Annotated in this window: 15 protein-coding genes and 1 other RNA gene; 14 read left to right on the top strand and 2 right to left on the bottom strand. The window is 41.8% G+C overall.

Going from position 1 to position 18952, the window contains the following annotated elements; translation table 11 throughout:
* Positions 1–16: 16 nt before the first annotated feature.
* Entirely contained in the window at positions 17–937 is a 921-nt protein-coding gene (gene pyrB / locus WJP93_RS08540; protein ID WP_227102212.1) for an aspartate carbamoyltransferase, read from the bottom strand.
* 225 nt (positions 938–1162) lie between these two features.
* Here pyrB and WJP93_RS08535 point away from each other — a divergent pair, with 225 nt between their 5' ends.
* The 8 genes from WJP93_RS08535 (at position 1163) to aroD (ending at position 11426) form a co-directional block, all read left to right on the top strand.
* Positions 1163–3691, top strand: coding sequence for an HAD-IC family P-type ATPase (locus WJP93_RS08535; protein ID WP_337547778.1), 2529 nt, complete (start codon positions 1163–1165; stop codon positions 3689–3691).
* Positions 3692–3895: 204 nt separating this feature from the next.
* Positions 3896–4765 (top strand): recombinase family protein, encoded by an 870-nt coding sequence (locus tag WJP93_RS08530; RefSeq protein ID WP_337547776.1) that lies wholly within the window; start codon positions 3896–3898, stop codon positions 4763–4765.
* Between the two features lie 7 nt (positions 4766–4772).
* A complete protein-coding gene (locus WJP93_RS08525) occupies positions 4773–5516 on the top strand; it encodes a S8 family serine peptidase (protein WP_337547774.1) in 744 nt (247 codons plus the stop codon).
* Positions 5517–5595: 79 nt separating this feature from the next.
* A complete protein-coding gene (locus WJP93_RS08520; protein ID WP_337547773.1) occupies positions 5596–7494 on the top strand; it encodes an SH3 domain-containing protein in 1899 nt (632 codons plus the stop codon).
* 58 nt (positions 7495–7552) lie between these two features.
* Positions 7553–7734: non-coding RNA, 6S RNA (gene ssrS / locus WJP93_RS08515), on the top strand.
* A 108-nt stretch (positions 7735–7842) separates the two neighbouring features.
* Positions 7843–9369 carry a SpoIID/LytB domain-containing protein gene (locus tag WJP93_RS08510; protein ID WP_337547771.1) on the top strand — a complete coding sequence of 509 codons (1527 nt, stop codon included), beginning with the start codon at positions 7843–7845 and terminating at the stop codon, positions 9367–9369.
* Positions 9370–9435: 66 nt separating this feature from the next.
* Complete coding sequence (locus tag WJP93_RS08505) at positions 9436–10647, top strand: NADP-dependent isocitrate dehydrogenase (protein WP_262536407.1); 1212 nt, start codon at positions 9436–9438, stop codon at positions 10645–10647.
* Positions 10644–11426: a type I 3-dehydroquinate dehydratase gene (gene aroD, locus WJP93_RS08500; protein WP_227102219.1), complete on the top strand. Its 783-nt coding sequence runs from the start codon at positions 10644–10646 to the stop codon at positions 11424–11426. The genes WJP93_RS08505 and aroD overlap by 4 nt, the downstream gene beginning before the upstream one ends.
* Positions 11427–11479: 53 nt before the next feature.
* Here aroD and rho read toward each other — a convergent pair whose 3' ends face one another.
* Complete coding sequence (rho, locus tag WJP93_RS08495) at positions 11480–13717, bottom strand: transcription termination factor Rho (protein WP_337547768.1); 2238 nt, start codon at positions 13715–13717, stop codon at positions 11480–11482.
* A gap of 232 nt (positions 13718–13949) precedes the next feature.
* Here rho and WJP93_RS08490 point away from each other — a divergent pair, with 232 nt between their 5' ends.
* From WJP93_RS08490 to prfA, 6 genes are all read left to right on the top strand, one after another.
* Positions 13950–14876: a TIGR01212 family radical SAM protein gene (locus tag WJP93_RS08490; RefSeq protein ID WP_227102177.1), complete on the top strand. Its 927-nt coding sequence runs from the start codon at positions 13950–13952 to the stop codon at positions 14874–14876.
* A gap of 24 nt (positions 14877–14900) precedes the next feature.
* Positions 14901–15416, top strand: coding sequence for a DUF4364 family protein (locus WJP93_RS08485; RefSeq protein WP_264466621.1), 516 nt, complete (start codon positions 14901–14903; stop codon positions 15414–15416).
* A 154-nt stretch (positions 15417–15570) separates the two neighbouring features.
* Entirely contained in the window at positions 15571–15777 is a 207-nt protein-coding gene (gene rpmE, locus WJP93_RS08480) for a 50S ribosomal protein L31 (protein WP_066562581.1), read from the top strand.
* Between the two features lie 71 nt (positions 15778–15848).
* Complete coding sequence (locus tag WJP93_RS08475; protein WP_337547766.1) at positions 15849–16781, top strand: DUF1385 domain-containing protein; 933 nt, start codon at positions 15849–15851, stop codon at positions 16779–16781.
* The gene (gene prmC / locus WJP93_RS08470) at positions 16781–17689 is read left to right on the top strand and encodes a peptide chain release factor N(5)-glutamine methyltransferase (protein ID WP_337547764.1); all 909 of its coding nucleotides are present in this window, start codon (positions 16781–16783) and stop codon (positions 17687–17689) included. The genes WJP93_RS08475 and prmC overlap by 1 nt, the downstream gene beginning before the upstream one ends.
* A gap of 72 nt (positions 17690–17761) precedes the next feature.
* Positions 17762–18841 (top strand): peptide chain release factor 1, encoded by a 1080-nt coding sequence (prfA, locus tag WJP93_RS08465; protein ID WP_337547763.1) that lies wholly within the window; start codon positions 17762–17764, stop codon positions 18839–18841.
* Positions 18842–18952: the final 111 nt, after the last annotated feature.

Raw genomic sequence — 18952 nt, 5'->3', positions numbered from 1 at the left:
TTCCTCCTCAAATTTCTTAGATTTTTTCAGGTGCAAGTCCGAGCAGTGTCAGAATAAGTGCCATGCGGACATATACGCCAAACTGAACCTGCTTAAAGTATGCAGCACGCGGATCGTTATCTACTTCTACAGAAATTTCATTTACACGTGGAAGTGGATGAAGAACGAGCATGTCATCCTTTGCCAGATCCATCTTTTCTTTTGTCAGGATATAGCAGTCCTTCATGCGGATGTAGTCTTCCTCATTGAAGAAACGCTCCTTCTGAACACGTGTCATGTAAAGAATATCAAGCTCTGGAAGAACATCATCCAGATTTGTTACTTCCTTAAATTCAAATCCCTTTAATACCTCATCACGGATGTAGCTTGGAACGCGAAGCTCCGGAGGGGAGATAAGAACAAATTTTACATTTTTATAGCGAACCAGAGATTCAATCAGAGAATGAACGGTACGGCCAAATTTTAAATCGCCGCAAAGACCGATTGTCATGTTGTCTGTATGTCCCTTTAAGGTACGGATTGTGAAAAGATCAGTCAGCGTCTGAGTTGGATGCTGGTGTCCGCCGTCTCCTGCATTGATGACTGGGATGCTAGAAAACATGGAGGCAACCTTTGGAGCACCTTCCTTTGGATGGCGCATTGCACAGATATCGGCATAGCATGATACAACACGGATTGTATCAGCAACGCTCTCGCCCTTAGAAGCAGAACTGTTTTCGGCAGAAGAAAAGCCAATAACAGTACCCCCGAGATTAAGCATTGCTGATTCAAAGCTTAAACGGGTTCGTGTGCTTGGCTCATAGAAAAGTGTAGCAAGACGTTTGCCGTCACATTTGTGTGCATACTTGGTTGGATTTTCTTTAATATCATTAGCCAGATTTAAAATATTATCCAGCTCATCCATGGACAGATCCAATGGGTTTAATAAGTGTCTCATAGAGAATAACTCCTTTCCGATTGTATGACTCATTTGATTCACGGGTATTATATACCATAAAGAACAAAATGGGAAGAGAAAATTAAAAGTTCTTTAAAAAAAAAGGAAAAACTTGTATTTGACAAATCGGTATGATAAAATAAGAACTGTCTGTACAATTGTGAATTTACAGACATTGGCTCTAAAATTAAAATGAAGAAAGAGTAGGAATGAAAGAAAAAGAGTATGGGCGACAACGAAGAATTATCTGTTGATCAGGAGACTGTAGATCAGAAAGTGGATCAGCCAGGGATTGGTGATGAGCCGCAGCCGCAAAATTCCACAGATGACTTTGACCCGAAAAAGCACACACGTGTGCAGACAGGAGCAAATGGAGAGCTTTGCTTTCAGGGATTGACGCAGGCAGAGGTAGAAGCGCGTATTGCAGACGGACAGGTAAATGCCATTCAGGATTCAAGCAACCGCAGTGTTAAAGATATTGTGATGGGAAACACATTGACGTTTTTCAACTTTATCAATATAGTGCTGTTGGCACTAGTTTTATCTGTTCGCTCCTACAAAAACATGCTGTTCATCTTTATCATCATCGCAAATACGCTGATTGGTATTTTTCAGGAAATCAAGGCAAAGATTACGCTTGATAAATTGAAGATCCTGACAGTAAGTCATGTAGATGTAATACGTGATGGTGTGAAAAAGTCTGTAACAGTTTCAGAACTGGTAAAGGATGATGTTATTTTGCTAAAGAGCGGAGGACAGATTCCAGCGGACGGTGTGATTTTGGATGGAGAGGTGGATGTAAATGAATCTCTTTTAACAGGAGAGTCTGATTCAATCCATAAGACGTGCGGCAGCAAGGTGCTTTCGGGAAGCTTTGTGACATCAGGAAAGGCAATGTGTCTTCTGACAGAAGTTGGACATGATTGTTATATGGAAAAGCTTTCGTCAGAGGCAAAACAGTTTAAGCGCTATAAGACAGAGCTGCAGAGAAATCTGGATACGATCTTAAAGTTTATCAGTATCATTATTGTACCGCTTGGCATTATATTATTTGCAAAGCAGTATTGGATCTCAGGCAGCACCTATGAGCAGGCAGCACTTGATACAGTAGCCGCAGTGCTTGGTATGATCCCAGAAGGTCTTGTACTTTTGACTAGTGTGGCGCTGGCACTTGGTGCAGTTCGTCTGGCGAGACGAAGCACGCTTGTTCGTGAGCTGTTTTGTATCGAAACTTTGGCGCGCGTAGATACGCTTTGTCTTGATAAGACAGGAACAATCACAGAAGGTCATCTCTGCGTACAGGGTGAGGAATCAGTAAAGGAAGACGTTGATTTAGAGCAGCTGATGGGCAGAATGGTTGCAGCACTTGGAGATGAAAATGAGACATTTCAGGCGCTTCGTCAGCATTACAAGAGAAACCAGTCAACAAACACAAAGCTTGTGCTTCCATTTTCGTCAGAGCGCAAGTTCAGTGGTGTTGTGTTTGAGGGAGAAGGAACGTACCTTATGGGTGCATACCAGTTTATTTTCCCACAGGCAGATCCGGCAGTGCTTGAAAAGATTGCAGAATATGCAAGTCAGGGTCTTCGTGTGCTGACAGTTGCGCACAGTCCAAATGAGATGACAGATTATACGTTAGCAGAGGACTTTGAGATTGTTGGTTTCGTCTTCATGACAGATGTTGTCCGTAAGAATGCACCTGACATTTTGGGTTATTTTGAGGAGCAGGGTGTTGACTTAAAGGTAATCTCAGGTGATGATCCTGTAACGGTAGCGGCAATTGCAGCACGCGCCGGATTAAAGGATGCCGACAAATATATAGATGCGACAACGATCCATACTGATGAGGAAATGGAGGATGCCATCTTAAAATATTCAGTTTTTGGACGTGTTACTCCAAAGCAAAAGCAGCAGATGGTAAGGCTTCTAAAGCAAAATGGCCGTACAGTGGCTATGACTGGTGATGGTGTAAACGATGTGCTTGCACTCAAGGATGCTGATGTTAGTATTGCGATGGCATCAGGAAGTGAGGCAGCAAAAAATACAGCTAATCTGGTATTGTTAAATTCAGACTTTGCATCACTGCCACATATTGTAAATGAAGGACGACGTGTCATCAACAATATCAAGGCAGCAGCTTCAATGTTCTTAATTAAGACAGGATTTTCTGTTTTGACAGCACTTTTGACAATCATTGTTGGACAGAATTATCCGTTCCAGCCGATTCAGCTGTCAGTCATCAACGGATGTGCAGTTGCAATTCCAACGATGCTTTTGCAGCTAGAACCAAGCTTCCAGAAGGTCAACAAGCATTTCTTCAGAGAGGTGCTTCGAATGTCAATGCCGGCAGCCATTACTATTACAGCAATGATTACTATTATAAACAATATTGGCCATTCAATTGGAACACCGCGTGAGATGCTTTCAACTGTATGTGTACTGGCAACGGGATGGGTTTATCTGATCACACTTCGTCAGGTATATTCGCCAATGACAGGATACCGCAAATTTGTTATTTACCTTATGCAGACAGCTTACCTTGTAGCAATGGTAATTGGTCAGCGTATTATGGAACTAGTTGGATTAAACTTTACATGCGTTATAGTCACATTGGCAGCAGTAAACTTCGCACCAATGATTATTGATCTTGCAACAAAGGGTTATGATAAGTTTTTCTATTGGTACGATCATCGCCATGATGTCAAGCCGCCAAAGCCGATAAAGGTAAAGACAAGACGATTTAGAGGTGTATAAGAAAAAAACATTATAAATAAAAAGTGCAGCAATTTGCGGATTGCTGTGCTTTTTTATTTATGTGCAAGGTTATAAGTTACGGATGAGGCTATGCCATTAATATTGGTTTATCTGTGAATTGTAATTGTACAAGAATTAGTATGGAGTGTCTGCCATAGAATGAATAAAGGGTATAACCTGCAAGATTTAAGGTGGGGGGAGTGTATGCGAGCAGCAATATATCTTAGACTGAGCAAAGAAGATAAACAGGAGAGCATTGAAAATCAGAGGGCTCTTTTAAGGAAGTATGCAAACGATCATGGTTTTTCGGTTGTAAAAGAATATACAGATGAAGCAATATCTGGTTTAACAGACACGCGCCCTGGTTTTGCTAAGATGATGGATGATGCCAGACAAGGTCATTTTGATGTGATTCTGGCAAAGAATCAGTCACGCTTTTCACGGAATTTTTTACATATTGAGCAGTACCTTCATCGGGAGCTGCCGCATCTTAATATTCGTTTTATTGGTGTGACGGACGGTGTAGATACTGGCAAAAATAATAATATTGCAGTGCGTCGAAGTGGAAAAAAGACGAGACAGATATATGCTCTTGTAAACGAGTGGTATTGTCAGGAGATTTCTGAAAATGTGCGGGAAATCTTGCATCAGAAGGTGCTTAGCGGTGAGTTTATTGGAAGCAGCGCTCCATTTGGCTATCAAAAGTCACCAGAGAATCCACATAAGCTGATATTAAAAGAACCAGAGGCATCAATTGTAAGAGAACTATTCGAGGCGTATGCGGCTGGCACATCAGTCAAAGAGCTTGTGAAGCACTGTCAGCAAAAAGCATATCCATCTCCAGATGCTAAAGCAGGCTGGAGCAGCAGAAGCATTTACCGGATTTTAGCAAACGAGTGTTACACCGGGAAAATAGTGCAGGGAAAGACAAGGACAGTCAGCTACAAAAATCAAGCGAGGATACAGATTCCGCCAGAAGAGTGGATTAGGATAGCACATGTCCATGAACCGATTATATCAGAGGAAATGTTTTTTTTTGTACAGGAGAAAAAACACAGGCGCTTCACCGAGTAGGCATTTCGTGAAAATAACTGCGATCACACCATTTCCTTCTTCCCATGTTGCAGGCATTATCGCAGGTGACGGCACGCTTTCTGGAGGTCATATTCAGGGAATTGCACCGCAGGCTTTCATTGTGTCTGTACGTGTTCTTGATGCTCACGGAAAAGGAAGGCTGTCTGCTATGCTGGAAGGCATTCGCTGGCTTAAAGAAAATGGAAAACGCCTTGGTATACAAATTGTAAATATCTCAGTAGGTTCAGTTAAAAAGCAGAAAGAAAATTCGCAGCTTGTCAAGGCTGTTGAATCGCTTTGGGATAGTGGTCTTGTGATTTGTTCAGCGGCAGGCAACGAGGGTATGCAGCAGCATAATATTACATCGCCGGGAATAAGCAGAAAAATTATCACTGTTGGTTCCTGCGATGATAAGGAAATGATTGATGAGGGTGGAAGATTCTACCATAATTATTCAGGAAGAGGACCGACAATTGCCTGTATTTGTAAGCCAGAGATCGTAGCACCTGGAACAAATATTGTGGCAACAAATGCAATGAAGGGGGAAGATGACCGCCCTTATACAGTAAAGAGCGGAACAAGCATGTCTACGCCTATGGTATCTGGTGCAGCAGCTCTTTTATTGGAACGTTATCCCCAAATGACAAATACAAATGTGAAGCTAAAGCTTTGGAAAAGTGCGAAAAATCTAGGTTTGCCGCGCAGTCATCAGGGGTGGGGACAGCTTGATATAAGTCATTTACTTGAATAGTGCTTGCATAATACAAACAAATAATGTATAATGACCAACAGAAAATGAAAAATGGAAGGCGTAAGAAAGGTTACGTATTATGAAGCAAACAATGAAAAGAATAACGGCAGTACTAGTAGCAGTATGTCTTTGCATGCTGTCTGTCGTATCCGTATTTGCACAGCAGGATGGTCCTGATGTCAAGGCGGAGGCATACTGTGTAATTAACAGAAAGGACGGCTCCATTGTATATTCAAAAAATATGGATGACCGTTACTACCCGGCAAGTATCACGAAAATTATGACGGCACTTGTCACACTTGAGCATTGTACTGATCTTGACGATACTGTTGTATTTAACAGTGAAGTTATGGATTCTATCAGCAGCAACAGCTCTACATTAAATCCAGTGGCAATATTGGACGAGGAGATGACAGTGCGTGATGCGCTGTTTGGCCTTATGCTTAATTCCGCAAATGAGTGTGCGAGCGCGCTGGCAGTTTATACGGCAGGCTCCATTGACGCATTTGTTGAGATGATGAATGATAAGGCACAAGAGCTTGGTGCAGTCAATACACATTACATGAATGCGCATGGACTAGATGATGATGATCATTATACAACAGCTCACGATATGGCGATTATTTTTGATGCAGCACTGAAAAATGATGTTTTTCGTTATGTTGATTCAACAGCAACCTACACGATTCCGGCAACAAACAAGTATGGTGAGAGAAATTGTACCAGCACAAATCAGCTGATTAATGGTGCACGTCCATATGAAGGTGTGTATGCAGGAAAAACAGGACATACTGCAAAAGCAGGACGTACATTAGTTACAGCAGCATATCGTGATGGCATGGATCTTATCTGTGTAATCATGAAATCAGATAATGATAATTTCTACAGTGATACAGAGACATTATTCGACCATGCATTTTTAAAGGTGCAGGGAAACGAGCAGGAAGTATATGCAGCGGCAGATGACTCTGTAATGGCTCAAAATGATCTGGCTTCCGGATTAAATGTGCGTCAGTATCCAAGCACATCAGCACCAAGAATTGCTTCTTTAATGCCAGGCGATGCAGTTCACCGCATTGGAACATTTGGAAACTGGAGTCAGGTTGAGACACCAAATGGTGTTGGTTATGTCTCTTCACAGTATCTTATTTTCCAGGATGGCACACCTGTAGGAACATATGAAGTTGTAAATACACTGACAGATGATCAGAAGTCTGCAGCACCTGTTCTGACTTCACAGGAGTCAGATGAGGCAGAGGTGACAAGCAGTGAAGAGGCTGTCGAAGCCACGCAGCCTGAATCACAGGCACAGGAAAATGAAAGTAATGAAGCAGAGACAAACGCACAGAATCAGCAGGTAACAACTGTAGCAGCAGGCCCGACCATTCCCCAGCAGACATACCGTTATCAGCTGACTATTAATAATTTAACAATGGTCATCATTGGTGTTATCTTTGCGATTGCAATTGTTGTTGCTATTCTTGCAGTTACATTAATCAGAAGACGAAACAAAGACGATGATGATGATGTGTATGAGCAGGAAGCCGGAAACGACGAAGAAAAAGCAATTGTTCCAACGCCTATATCTGCACAGGAAAAAGTGCAGCGTGCACAAAAGACAGCGAAGGCACACGTAAAGCAGAGTGCAAAAGAGCAGGAAGCACGAAAGAAGGCAGCTAAGAATAAACGTCCGATAGAGGAAGCAAAAGAAGAGTCAAAAGAAGAAGCAGTGCCAGTACAGGATACACACACTGTATGGGAGCCACAGGAAATTGAGGAAGCCGAATGGGACAATGATCCAGAGCATGAAAATGCAGAAGACGAAGGCTTTGTTGATGAAAGCGGTGAAGAAACTTTGCAAGAGTACGAAGACGAGTATCAGGAAGAAGCATATGATGACTACGACGAGCACGAAGAATATTCCGACGAGGATGACTGGGGCGATGAAATCCTAGAAGATGACTGGGATGAAGAATAAGAACAGAAAAAAATGTAATGATTACTTGATTTTTCTGTAAAATATGTTATACTAACAATAGATCCTGGGGTGTACGAAGTCTTGCTTTTATTTGAACCTACATGACTTAATACGGGATTCCTATATTGTCAGGCAGATGTCAGGCCTCCGTTGTGCAGTGGAAGGCAGAAGTTTGATTGCGGTTGCCCACCTAGCATTAGCTAGGCGTCAAATGGGCAGGGACGGCACTCTGGGATAGTACAAAAGATAAAATTATAACGTACGAAGGCATTACAGCAGAACATTCTGCAGTAGTGCCTTCTTTCTTTTCTTGTGTAAACATTAAAAACAGGCGGCAGGGGTGTCAGCATGAAAAATTTCCGCGTGAGGCGTATCCATATCGTCTGCCTGGCTATTGCAACGGCAGAGATCTTGATCGCAGCTTTTGTGTTGTGGAAAAATGCTATTTGGAATGAAACACAAATCCAGACGGCAAATAAACAAAGTGTTTTGTCAGAGACACAAGAAGAAACAACGTCTGATATACAGGAAAATGAAAAAACAGCGACTCAAAATCAGGAAGAAACAAAACCAGTTGAGGAAGCTGTAGCTTCGATGCCCTCTATGCGCGTTAAGCTGAAAAATTCAGACAACACCTCATTTGAGCATGCCAAGGTAATCATAACATGTCCAGATACATTTCATATACAGTCTGGCACAAAGGAGCAGATTTTTACCGGCGGACAGACTGTTACGATTACACCGGAGCATCCGTTTTTTCAGGAAGGATCGATTCGTGTGGCATCGGAGGGTGGCTTCGTTATAATTGACAGTATTTTAAGGCGCGGCATCAGCCATGAATATGAAGGTGTTCTTGATTTATATCTTAGTGAACAGGGCATTGTGATTGTAAATGAACTGCCGCTTGAGGATTATGTTTCAAAGGTAGTACCAAGCGAGATGCCTGTTTCCTATGGATTAGAAGCAGCTAAGCTGCAGGCTGTATGTGCACGTACATATGCATATGAACGTATTCTTCACCAAAAAACGATTGATAATTATGGCTCATTTGCAGATGATTCTGTAGATTATCAGGTGTATAACAGTGCAGGCTATCAGGAGATTTCAGCGCAGGGAGCAAAGCTTACATCAGGTGTGATAATGACGCGTGACGGTGCGCCAATCGTGCCATATTATTTTTCAACATCATGCGGCTATACTTCAGATAATCTTGCCTGGTCTGGAAATCAGACGCTTCCTTATCTGAAATCACTTAATTTAACAGGAGAGCCAGATCGTGATATGACAGATGAGGCGACAGTCAGTGCATTTTTACAGGACCAGAATGCAGCTGGATTAGAGTCAAATATGGCATGGTACAGGTGGCGCTGTGAGATCCCTCTTGATGTAATGCAGGAACTGTTTTTAAAACGTCTTCCAGCGCTTAGCGCCAGTCAAAGTGAATGTATCAAGGCAGAAGGAGAAAGCTTAGAAAAGATCATCGGCTCAACATTAACATCTGTGCAGGTGACGGGTCGTTTCGCCGGCGGCATGGCATCAGGGCTTAAGCTTAAATACGAAAAAGGAAGTGTCTTGGTGACAGGAGAGCTTGTTATGAGAAAGCTTTTAAGTGAACCTAATCGTACATATCAAAATAAATCAGAGGAAACAGTATCGCTAAGCGAAGGAAATTACCTTCCAAGTGCTTTTTTTTGTCTGATTCCAGTGATGAATCAGGATAAGATGACAGGCTATGTGATTTGTGGCGGCGGAAATGGACATGGTATTGGGTTATCACAAAATTGTGCGTACCAACTATTAGAGCAGGGAAAAACGTGGCAGGAGATTCTTTTGTTTTTTTATCAGGGGATTGCATTTGATACAATAACATGGTAAACTATCAAAGTGAATGTTTTCACATGAAGATATGTCAGCATTCGAAGCTGCAGGAGGAGGAAAATTATGACAAAAATAGCAATGACAACTCCATTAGTAGAGATGGACGGAGATGAGATGACCAGAGTTCTCTGGAAGATGATTAAGGACGAGCTGATTCTTCCGTTTGTTGATTTGAAAACAGAATATTATGATTTGGGACTTGAATACCGTGACCAGACACGTGATCAGGTAACGATTGACAGTGCGAATGCGACAAAGAAGTACGGTGTTGCCGTTAAGTGCGCAACGATCACTCCAAATGCGGCAAGAATGACAGAGTATAACCTGCATGAGATGTGGAAAAGTCCAAATGGAACTATTCGTGCTATTTTAGATGGAACTGTATTTCGTGCACCGATTCTTGTAAAAGGCGTAGAACCGCTTGTAAAAAATTGGAAGAAGCCAATCACAATTGCAAGACATGCGTATGGTGATGTCTACAAGGCAACTGAGATGAAGATTCCGGGACCGGGAAAGACAGAGCTTGTTTACACAAACGAAGCTGGTGAGGAGACAAGAGAGCTGATCCATAACTTTACAGGAGCAGGTATCATTCAGGGACAGCACAATGTCGTTGCTTCCATTGAGAATTTTGCACATTGCTGCTTTAGATATGCGCTTGATACAAAGCAGGATCTGTGGTTTGCGACAAAAGATACCATTTCCAAAAAGTATGATCACACCTTTAAGGATATTTTCCAGGAGATCTATGATCGCGATTATAAGGAAGCATTTGAGAAGGCTGGTATTGAGTATTTCTATACATTGATCGATGATGCTGTTGCAAGAGTAATTCGTTCTGAGGGCGGATATATCTGGGCTTGCAAGAACTATGATGGTGATGTTATGAGTGATATGGTAGCAACAGCATTTGGTTCTCTGGCAATGATGACATCTGTTTTAGTATCTCCGAATGGCTGCTACGAGTATGAAGCTGCTCATGGAACAGTACAGAGACATTACTATCAGTATAAGGAAGGAAAGAAGACTTCCACTAACCCAGTTGCAACAATTTTTGCATGGAGCGGTGCATTCAGAAAAAGAGGCGAGATGGACGGCTTAGAGAAGCTGTGTGATTACGCAGACAAGTTAGAGCAGGCAACTATTGATACAATCGAGTCTGGCATTATGACAAAGGATTTGTCTGCCATCACAACGCTTTCAAATGCACAGACAGTAACTAGTGAGGAATTTCTTAGTGCAATCAGAAGCAGATTGGAGGCATTGCTTGCATGAGTGTTCTGAGAGCAGGAAATACAACACTTGAGGATGGAAAGGTGCGAATCTGTGTACCAATTGCTTATGAAACAGAAAATGAGATTTTAGAAGAGTCTGTGCGCATTGGAAAAAGCAGTGTGGCAGATATTGCTGAGTGGCGTATCGATTGGTATCAGGACGTGTTTCAGCCAAGAAAGAGAAATGCGCTTGCAAAAAAAATTCGTAAGAATCTGCAGGGAAAGCCGCTTTTAGTAACATTTCGAAGCAGACGAGAGGGCGGTGAAAGGGATATTACTCCCACAGCTTACCAGGCACTTCTTGATGAAATAATAGAAAGTAATAGTATAGAAAGCAATGTGGTTGACCTTCTTGATGTTGAGCTTAGTCAGGGAATGGCATGTGTACAGGAATTGATAAAACATGCACACCAGATGGGTATCGGTGTGATTGTATCACAGCACGATTTTAAAAAGACACCGGAAGCTTCAAATCTTATTACAACAATGGAGCAGATGGCAGGCTACGGCGCAGATGTCTGCAAAATAGCAGTGATGCCTCAGTCTCTTGCAGATGTGGCAGCGCTTCTTTTGGCGACAGGAACTATGAAGGAGAATCATCCAGAGACACTTTTAATTACAATGTCAATGGGGCGCACAGGATGTGTGAGCAGGCTTTGCGGCGGTTTATTTGGCAGTGTAATGAGTTTTGGAAGCATGGGAAAAGCCAGTGCACCGGGACAGGTATCAGCCAAAGAGCTGTCAGATGTGTTATGGGCAATTGAGCGAGCAGTTGAATAGTTATAATCTAAAAAAAAGCAGTCAGTTGACTGCTTTTTTTAGATTTACTATAATTATGGTTTTACCTTTGGAAGTGTTTCAATAAATTCAGCGTTATTTTTTGTGTGTACAAAATGATTTAAAATTTGTTCAATTGCATCATCATTCTTTAGTCCGCTTATGCTTTTGCGGATAGTGGAAACAGCTGTAAGTTCATCTGGTGTCAGAAGCAGATCTTCACGTCTTGTTCCAGAACGGGTAATATCAATTGCCGGGAAGATACGGCGCTCAGACAGCTTTCTGTCTAATACAAGCTCCATGTTTCCAGTTCCCTTAAATTCTTCAAATACCATATCATCAAGACGGCTTCCAGTGTCAACAAGTGCAGTGGCAAGGATAGTAAGACTGCCGCCCTCACGCATATTTCTGGCAGCGCCGAAAAACTTCTTTGGCATATGAAGTGCAGCCGGATCAAGTCCACCAGAAAGAGTGCGTCCGCTTGGAGTCACGGTAAGATTATATGCGCGAGCCAGACGAGTCAGGCTGTCTAATAAAACCATAACATCCTGCTTATGCTCAACAAGACGCTTCGCACGCTCAAGAACCATCTCAGCAACCTGCTTGTGATGTTCAGGTGTTTCATCAAATGTAGAATAAATTACCTCAACATGCTCTCCCTGAATGGATTCACGGATATCTGTAACCTCCTCTGGGCGCTCATCAATAAGAAGGATGATAAGATGCATATCAGGATAATTGTGTGTAACAGCATTTGCAATCTCCTTTAAAAGCGTTGTCTTTCCAGCTTTTGGCGGGGAGACGATCATACCGCGTTGTCCTTTTCCAATAGGGCTGATCAGATCAACAATGCGAAGAGCAGTGGAGCCGCCTTCAACCTCCATAGACAGACGACTGTTAGGGAAAACAGGAGTAAGCTTTTCAAAATTCGGGCGGTGTGAGCAAAGCTCAGGATTAACACCATTGATTGTATTGATGCGAATCAAAGCATCATATTTATTATCATCTGGATTTGCTTTTTGGAAACCATCTACCATATCACCTGTTCTAAGGCCAAAACGACGAATCTGAGACGGCGCAACATATACATCCTGCTGACCAGTTAAGAAGTTTGCAGAGCGAAGGAAACCAAAGCCTTCCTGTAAAACCTCAAGAATACCGCATGCCGGCTGGCATCCTTCTGGAAGAGCACCATCATTATCAAAGCGGTTTGCAAAATCATCACGCATTGCGTTATCAAAACGATTAGAATATTGAGCAGATGTATCTCTTGAATCAAAACGATTCTGACTGGAAAGCTCTGTTCTTGAATCAAAGCGATTGACAGCATCGGTACGGTTTGTCATATCGTTTCTGTTCATAGCATCATTTCTGTCATTTCGATTAAAGTCGGTACGGTTTTGATAGTCATTTCTGGAATCAAAACGGTTCTGGAAATCATTTCTATAATTATCGTAGCGGTTTGTATAATCTCTTGAAGAATTGTTATAGCGGTTCTGATAATCATTTCTGGAATCATAGCGGTTTGAGTAGTCATTTCTGACTGAAAAATCACTGCGTCCTGAAAAATCTCTTCCGGAATTATCAAAACGTCCCTGGGAATCATTTCTTGTATTATCAAAACGATTTTGAACATCATTTCTCGTAGAATCAAAGCGATTTGAGGAATCCATTCTTGTATTATCAAAGCGGCTTGTAGAATCTATTCTTGTATTATCAAAGCGTCCTTGGGAATCATTTCTTGTAGTATCGAAGCGGTTTACAGAATCCTCGCGCCAGTTAGAATCAGGGCGACCGTTTCGTACACGTGGCTTACGCGGATGAACCGTGTGGGCGTTTGACTGGCGAAGATCCTTAAAGGAAGAGGAGGAATAGGAATTATTCCTGCTGTAAAAATTATTTCTTGCGGCAGCATAGGAAGCTGCAGAAGCAGCATAGGAGCGGCGCTCTCTTTGTGCTGTTGGATCAGCAAGTTTTTCAGAAGAAGAATCCTGTACATCATCAGAAGAAGATGGAGCAGAGCTCATTTGTGAAGAATCTGTCTCTGATAAAGCTGTCTTTGTATCAGTGGAATTTGTTTCAGAAGATGCCGATACAAGTTCGTTGTCGGATGAAGCCGTATCAGATGTTTGAACATTTTGTGTTTGCGGCGTCTGTGCCTGTTCCGGGCTAAGTCTTTCCAGAATTACATCAATCAGCTGCGCCTTGCGCAGAGTAGAAACGTTCTTAATGTGATTTTCTTTCGCAATCTGTTTTAGCTCAGTGAGCGGAAGTGATTTTAATTTTCCACGCATAAATAACCATGCCTTTCTCATGTTTTTGTCAGACAAAATACAAATTATAATATTTTTTTAATTTCACCTTTCGAAATGATGCAGCATTCGCATAGCTGCAGCTAAACATCACACTATCATTATACGAATGAAATGGCAAAAAGTAAAGTAAAAAAATAAACCAAAACTTGACGAATGTATGTAAAATTGATATCATTATTCTATAGTGCGTCACGTGTGAAGGAGGAAAAAGATGCTGTGGGGAGAAAAACCGTATTATTCGCTTGATTATTACCTGAAGCAAACGTTTGGTTCAAAGACTTATAAGGCATCGTTAGATGCCGGTTTTACTTGTCCAAACAGGGATGGAACAATCGGGCGCGGCGGATGTATTTTCTGTAGCAGAGGCGGTTCAGGTGAATTTGCAGGCAGCAGAGCGCTGTCAATTAAAGAGCAGATCGACAGTCAGATTGAAAAGCTTGGCTCCTTTCATGCAAAGCAGTATATTGCATATTATCAGGCTTTTACAAATACATATGCAGATTTGGATTATTTAAGACGTGTCTATGAACCTTCTTTTTTACATGAAAAGGTTGCAGTGGTGGATATTGCGACAAGACCAGACTGTGTGGGAGAGGATGTTGTTTCACTTCTTTGTGAATATTCCAAAAGAAAGCCGGTGTGGGTAGAACTGGGACTTCAGACAATACACGAGGACACGGCAGCCTATATTAGACGTGGATATGATTTGACATGCTTTGAAAACGCATTAAAGCGTCTTAATGATGCACAGATTCCTGTAATCGTTCATGTGATACTTGGTCTTCCAGGCGAAGATAAGGAAAAAATGCTCGAAACTATTCGTTATCTGAATAATGCAGGGATCTTTGGAATAAAGCTGCAGCTTCTTCATGTGCTTGAAAATACTGACCTTGCAGATGAATTTCGTGCCGGAAAGTTTCAGACATTGTCTATGGAAGCATATGTGGATCTTGTTGTTTCCTGCATCGGTGCACTTTCACCAGATATTGTCATTCATAGGCTGACAGGAGATGGTCCGTCAAATCAGCTGATTTCACCGCTGTGGAGCCGGGCAAAGCGCAGTGTGCTTAATTGTATTCATCATGAATTGAAGACACGGGGAATATACCAAGGCTGCTTTTTAAAAGAGCAGGGCTGATATATAGAAAGGAACTATTGGATTATGGCAGAACCATTGACATTATATAAACTGATGATACTTTATTTATTGAAAAAGGTGAATTATCCGTTGTCAAACGGGCAGATGTCTGAGTTCTTTGTGAGTAAATCGTATACAGACTATTTTACCTTTCAGATGGTGATCAATGAACTGCTGGGAACCTCTCTGATTCACAAGGAAACAATCAGAAATACATCACGCTACGAGCTGACAAAAGAGGGCGAAGAGGTGCTCTTTTATTTTGAAAATAAAATAACAGGCGAAGTCAAGCAGGACATGGATGATTTTTTAAAGGAAAACAATTTTAAGCTTAGAACAGAAAATTCTGTGCTGGCCAATTATTATAAGAGTACGGCAAGCAATGATTTTGAGATTGATTGTGTCGTAAAGGAAGGCAAGAATACGCTAATTGAGTTAAAGCTTTCGGCAGCGACAGAGGAGATGGCTGAAAAAATGTGCGACAATTGGGAAAAAGCAAGCAAAGAAATCTATGAGTTTGCCATGAAAAAATTGTTATAAAAATAATAAAATAAGTACTTGCACAGAGGAATGTTTTGTGTTATGATTTTATTGTTGCGTTATAAGCGCTGTGTTCGTACAGTGTCAAGTGCGCGTAAATTATTATGACTATGATGATGGTTGGGAACCATCACAAGGAAGAAGAGGTGAGCTCATGAAGGAAGGAATCCATCCAGAATATTATCAGGCAAAGGTTACCTGCAACTGTGGCAACGAGTTCGTTACCGGATCCACAAAGAAGGAGATCCACGTTGAAATCTGTTCTAAGTGCCATCCGTTCTACACTGGCCAGCAGAAGGCAACTTCCGCACGCGGACGTATTGATAAGTTTAACCGTAAGTATGGTTTAAAGAGTGAATGATGTTGACTGAAGCAGGTTGAGATTTTTATCTCAACCTCTTTTGTCGTTTAAGGACAAACAAAGGAGTGCGGATGAAGTCATCAGGAATTGGCGGCCAGGCCGTCATGGAAGGAATTATGATGCGAAACGGCAGCGAGTATAGTGTGGCTGTTCGCAAGGAAAATGGAGAAATTGAAGTAAAAAAAGAAACATACAAGGGCGTGGGATCAAAGTGTAAGCTGTTTCGTCTTCCATTTATAAGAGGAATCTTTAGCTTTGTGGATTCACTTGTACTTGGCATGAAATCTTTAAATTATTCTGCAAGCCTTTTTATGGAGGACGGCGAGGAAGAAGAACCGGGACGCTTTGAAAAATGGCTTCAGAAAAAGTTTGGCGATAAAGCAGAAAAAGTAATTATGGACCTGACCATGGTTATTTCTATCATATTAGCGATGGGGATTTTTATGGTATTTCCAACATGGGTATCCACACTCATGAAGCCACTTCTTGGAAATGGTATTTGGATGGCACTTTTTGAAGGCGTGCTTCGTATCGCTATTTTTATTGCCTATGTTGGACTGATCTCATTGATGCCAGATATCAAAAGAACATATATGTATCACGGTGCAGAGCATAAGTGTATTAACTGTATTGAGCATGGAATGCCATTAACAGTAGAAAATGTTATGAAAAGCTCTAAGGAGCATAAGCGCTGTGGAACTAGCTTTTTGTTAATTGTCATGGTTATCAGCATTCTTTTCTTTTTGGTGATTCGTCCGGAGACATTGTGGCTTCGTCTGGTATCAAGAATCCTTTTGATTCCGGTAATCGCCGGCGTTTCTTTTGAGTTTTTGCGTCTTGCCGGAAACAGTGACAATCCAGTTGTTAATCTTTTAAGTAAGCCAGGTTTAATGCTTCAGGGACTGACCACAAAGGAGCCAGATGAAAAGATGGCAGAGGTAGCTATCTGTGCAGTAGAGGCCGTATTTGACTGGAAGGCATATGAGGAGGCAAACTTTAATTGATGGAAGATAATCAGGTACAGAAAGAAATACAAAGTCAGAATCAATTGTCAAATGATGAAATAATTTCGTGGGGACAGCTTTTAAGCGAGGCAAAAGATACACTTACAAAAGCAAATGTACCAGATGCAGACATTGACGCATGGCTTCTTATGGAGCACTGCTTTTCGATTACAAAGAGTTTCTTCTTTTTAAATCGCAGACAAATTGTGGAATCGAAAGAGAAGATAAAACAGTATCGTGAGTTTATAAAACAGCGCGCAGCGCGTATTCCACTTCAGTATCTGACAAAGACGCAGGGGTTTATGGGGTTAGAGTTCTCTGTAACCCCTGCTGTTTTGATACCGAGGCAGGATACAGAGACGCTTGTAGAGACAGTGCTTTCATATGCAAAGGATAAGCCAGGGGCAAGTCTTGTTGATGTGTGCACGGGAAGTGGCTGCATAGCTGTGTCGCTCGCTCATTACGGAAATTTTGCACAGGTGACAGCGTCCGACATTTCAAGTGCAGCGCTTTTGGTGGCAAAGAAAAATGCAGCAGACAATCATGTATCGGTGCAGTTTTTCGAGAGTGATTTACTCGAACAGGTGCCAGGACGATTTGACATGATTGTGTCAAACCCACCTTACATTGAAGACGATGTAATTTTAGGGTTAGAGCCGGAGGTAAAGGATAATGAACCTATGCTTGCTTTATCAGGCGGAAAAGATGGGCTTATCTTTTACAGGCGTCTGACTGAAACTGCAAAAGATCATTTAAATCCGGGCGGCGCACTTTTTGTCGAGATTGGCTATAACCAGTGGGAAGCGGTGGCAGAGCTGTTTCGTGCAAATGGTTTTTCAAAGCCGACTCTTGTGCGCGATCTTGCAGGACTTGACCGCGTGGTGTGGGGCGTACTGGATGAGATATGATTTACAAAACAATCGTTAAGCCGCGTCCGTAAGTAGAAAATGTGAATGAATAATAGAAAAGAGGAGTTATTTATGTTTGACCGTTTGGATGATATATTAATCCGCTTTGAGGAGCTTCTTCATGAACTGGGTGATCCGGTACTTACATCTGATCCGGAAAAATTTCGCCGTCTTATGAAGGAGCAGGCCGAGCTTGCCCCTCTGGTGGAGACTTATACACAGTATAAGAAAACAAAAAAAAGCATTGAAGAAAATCTGGAGCTTTTAGAGGAAGAGCGTGATGAAGAGATGCGCGAGCTTTTAAAGGAAGATCTTGCTGAGGCAAAAAAACAGATGCCTGAGCTTGAAAAAGAGTTAAAGCTTTTGCTTCTTCCAAAAGATCCTAATGATGAGAAAAACGTATTTGTTGAGATTCGTGCTGGTGCAGGCGGAGATGAGGCAGCACTTTTTGCCGCAGATCTGTTTCGTATGTACAGCAGATTTGCAGAGAGAAACCGCTGGAAAAGTGAGCTGATCAGTGTAAATGAGAGTGGTATTGGCGGCATGAAAGAGGTTGTATTTATGATCTCCGGACAGGGTGCTTATTCTAGACTTAAATACGAAAGTGGTGTGCATCGTGTTCAGCGTGTGCCTGAGACAGAAAGCGGCGGACGAATCCATACGTCAACAGCAACAGTTGCAATCATGCCGGAGGCAGAGGATGTCGATGTTGTCATTGATATGAATGACTGCAAGTTTGATGTATTCCGTGCATCAGGAAATGGCGGCCAGTGTGTCAATACGACAGATTCAGCTGTACGTCTGACTCATATTCCAACAGGAATCGTAATTTCCTGTCAGGACGAAAAGTCTCAGCTTAAAAATAAAGATAAGGCATTAAAGGTACTTCGTGCTAAGCTGTTTGAACTTGAGACAGCAAAGAAGCAGGATGAGCAGGCAAAGTACAGACGAAGCCAGATTGGAACAGGAGACCGTTCTGAGAAAATTCGTACTTATAACTTTCCGCAGAGCCGCGTGACAGATCACAGAATTAAGCTGACACTTTATAAACTTGATGCCATTATGGACGGTGATCTCTTTGAACTGATTGACAGTCTGACAGCAGCAGATCAGGCTGAAAAACTGTCGAATATGGAAAATCAGATAATGTAGTTTTACAAAAAGTGTTGTACTATTTTGTGTAAATTGCTCTTTTTTGATAAAAACATCAAAAAATATAGACTTTTTGAAAAGATATGATATAATTCTTCTTAGCTATGTGGA

Origin of the sequence: Anthropogastromicrobium sp. (assembly GCF_037349415.1) — a bacterium.
GTDB lineage: Bacteria > Bacillota > Clostridia > Lachnospirales > Lachnospiraceae > Anthropogastromicrobium > Anthropogastromicrobium aceti.
The sequence above is the reverse complement of the archived record's forward strand: the minus strand, read 5'-3'. Positions and strand labels throughout refer to the sequence as shown.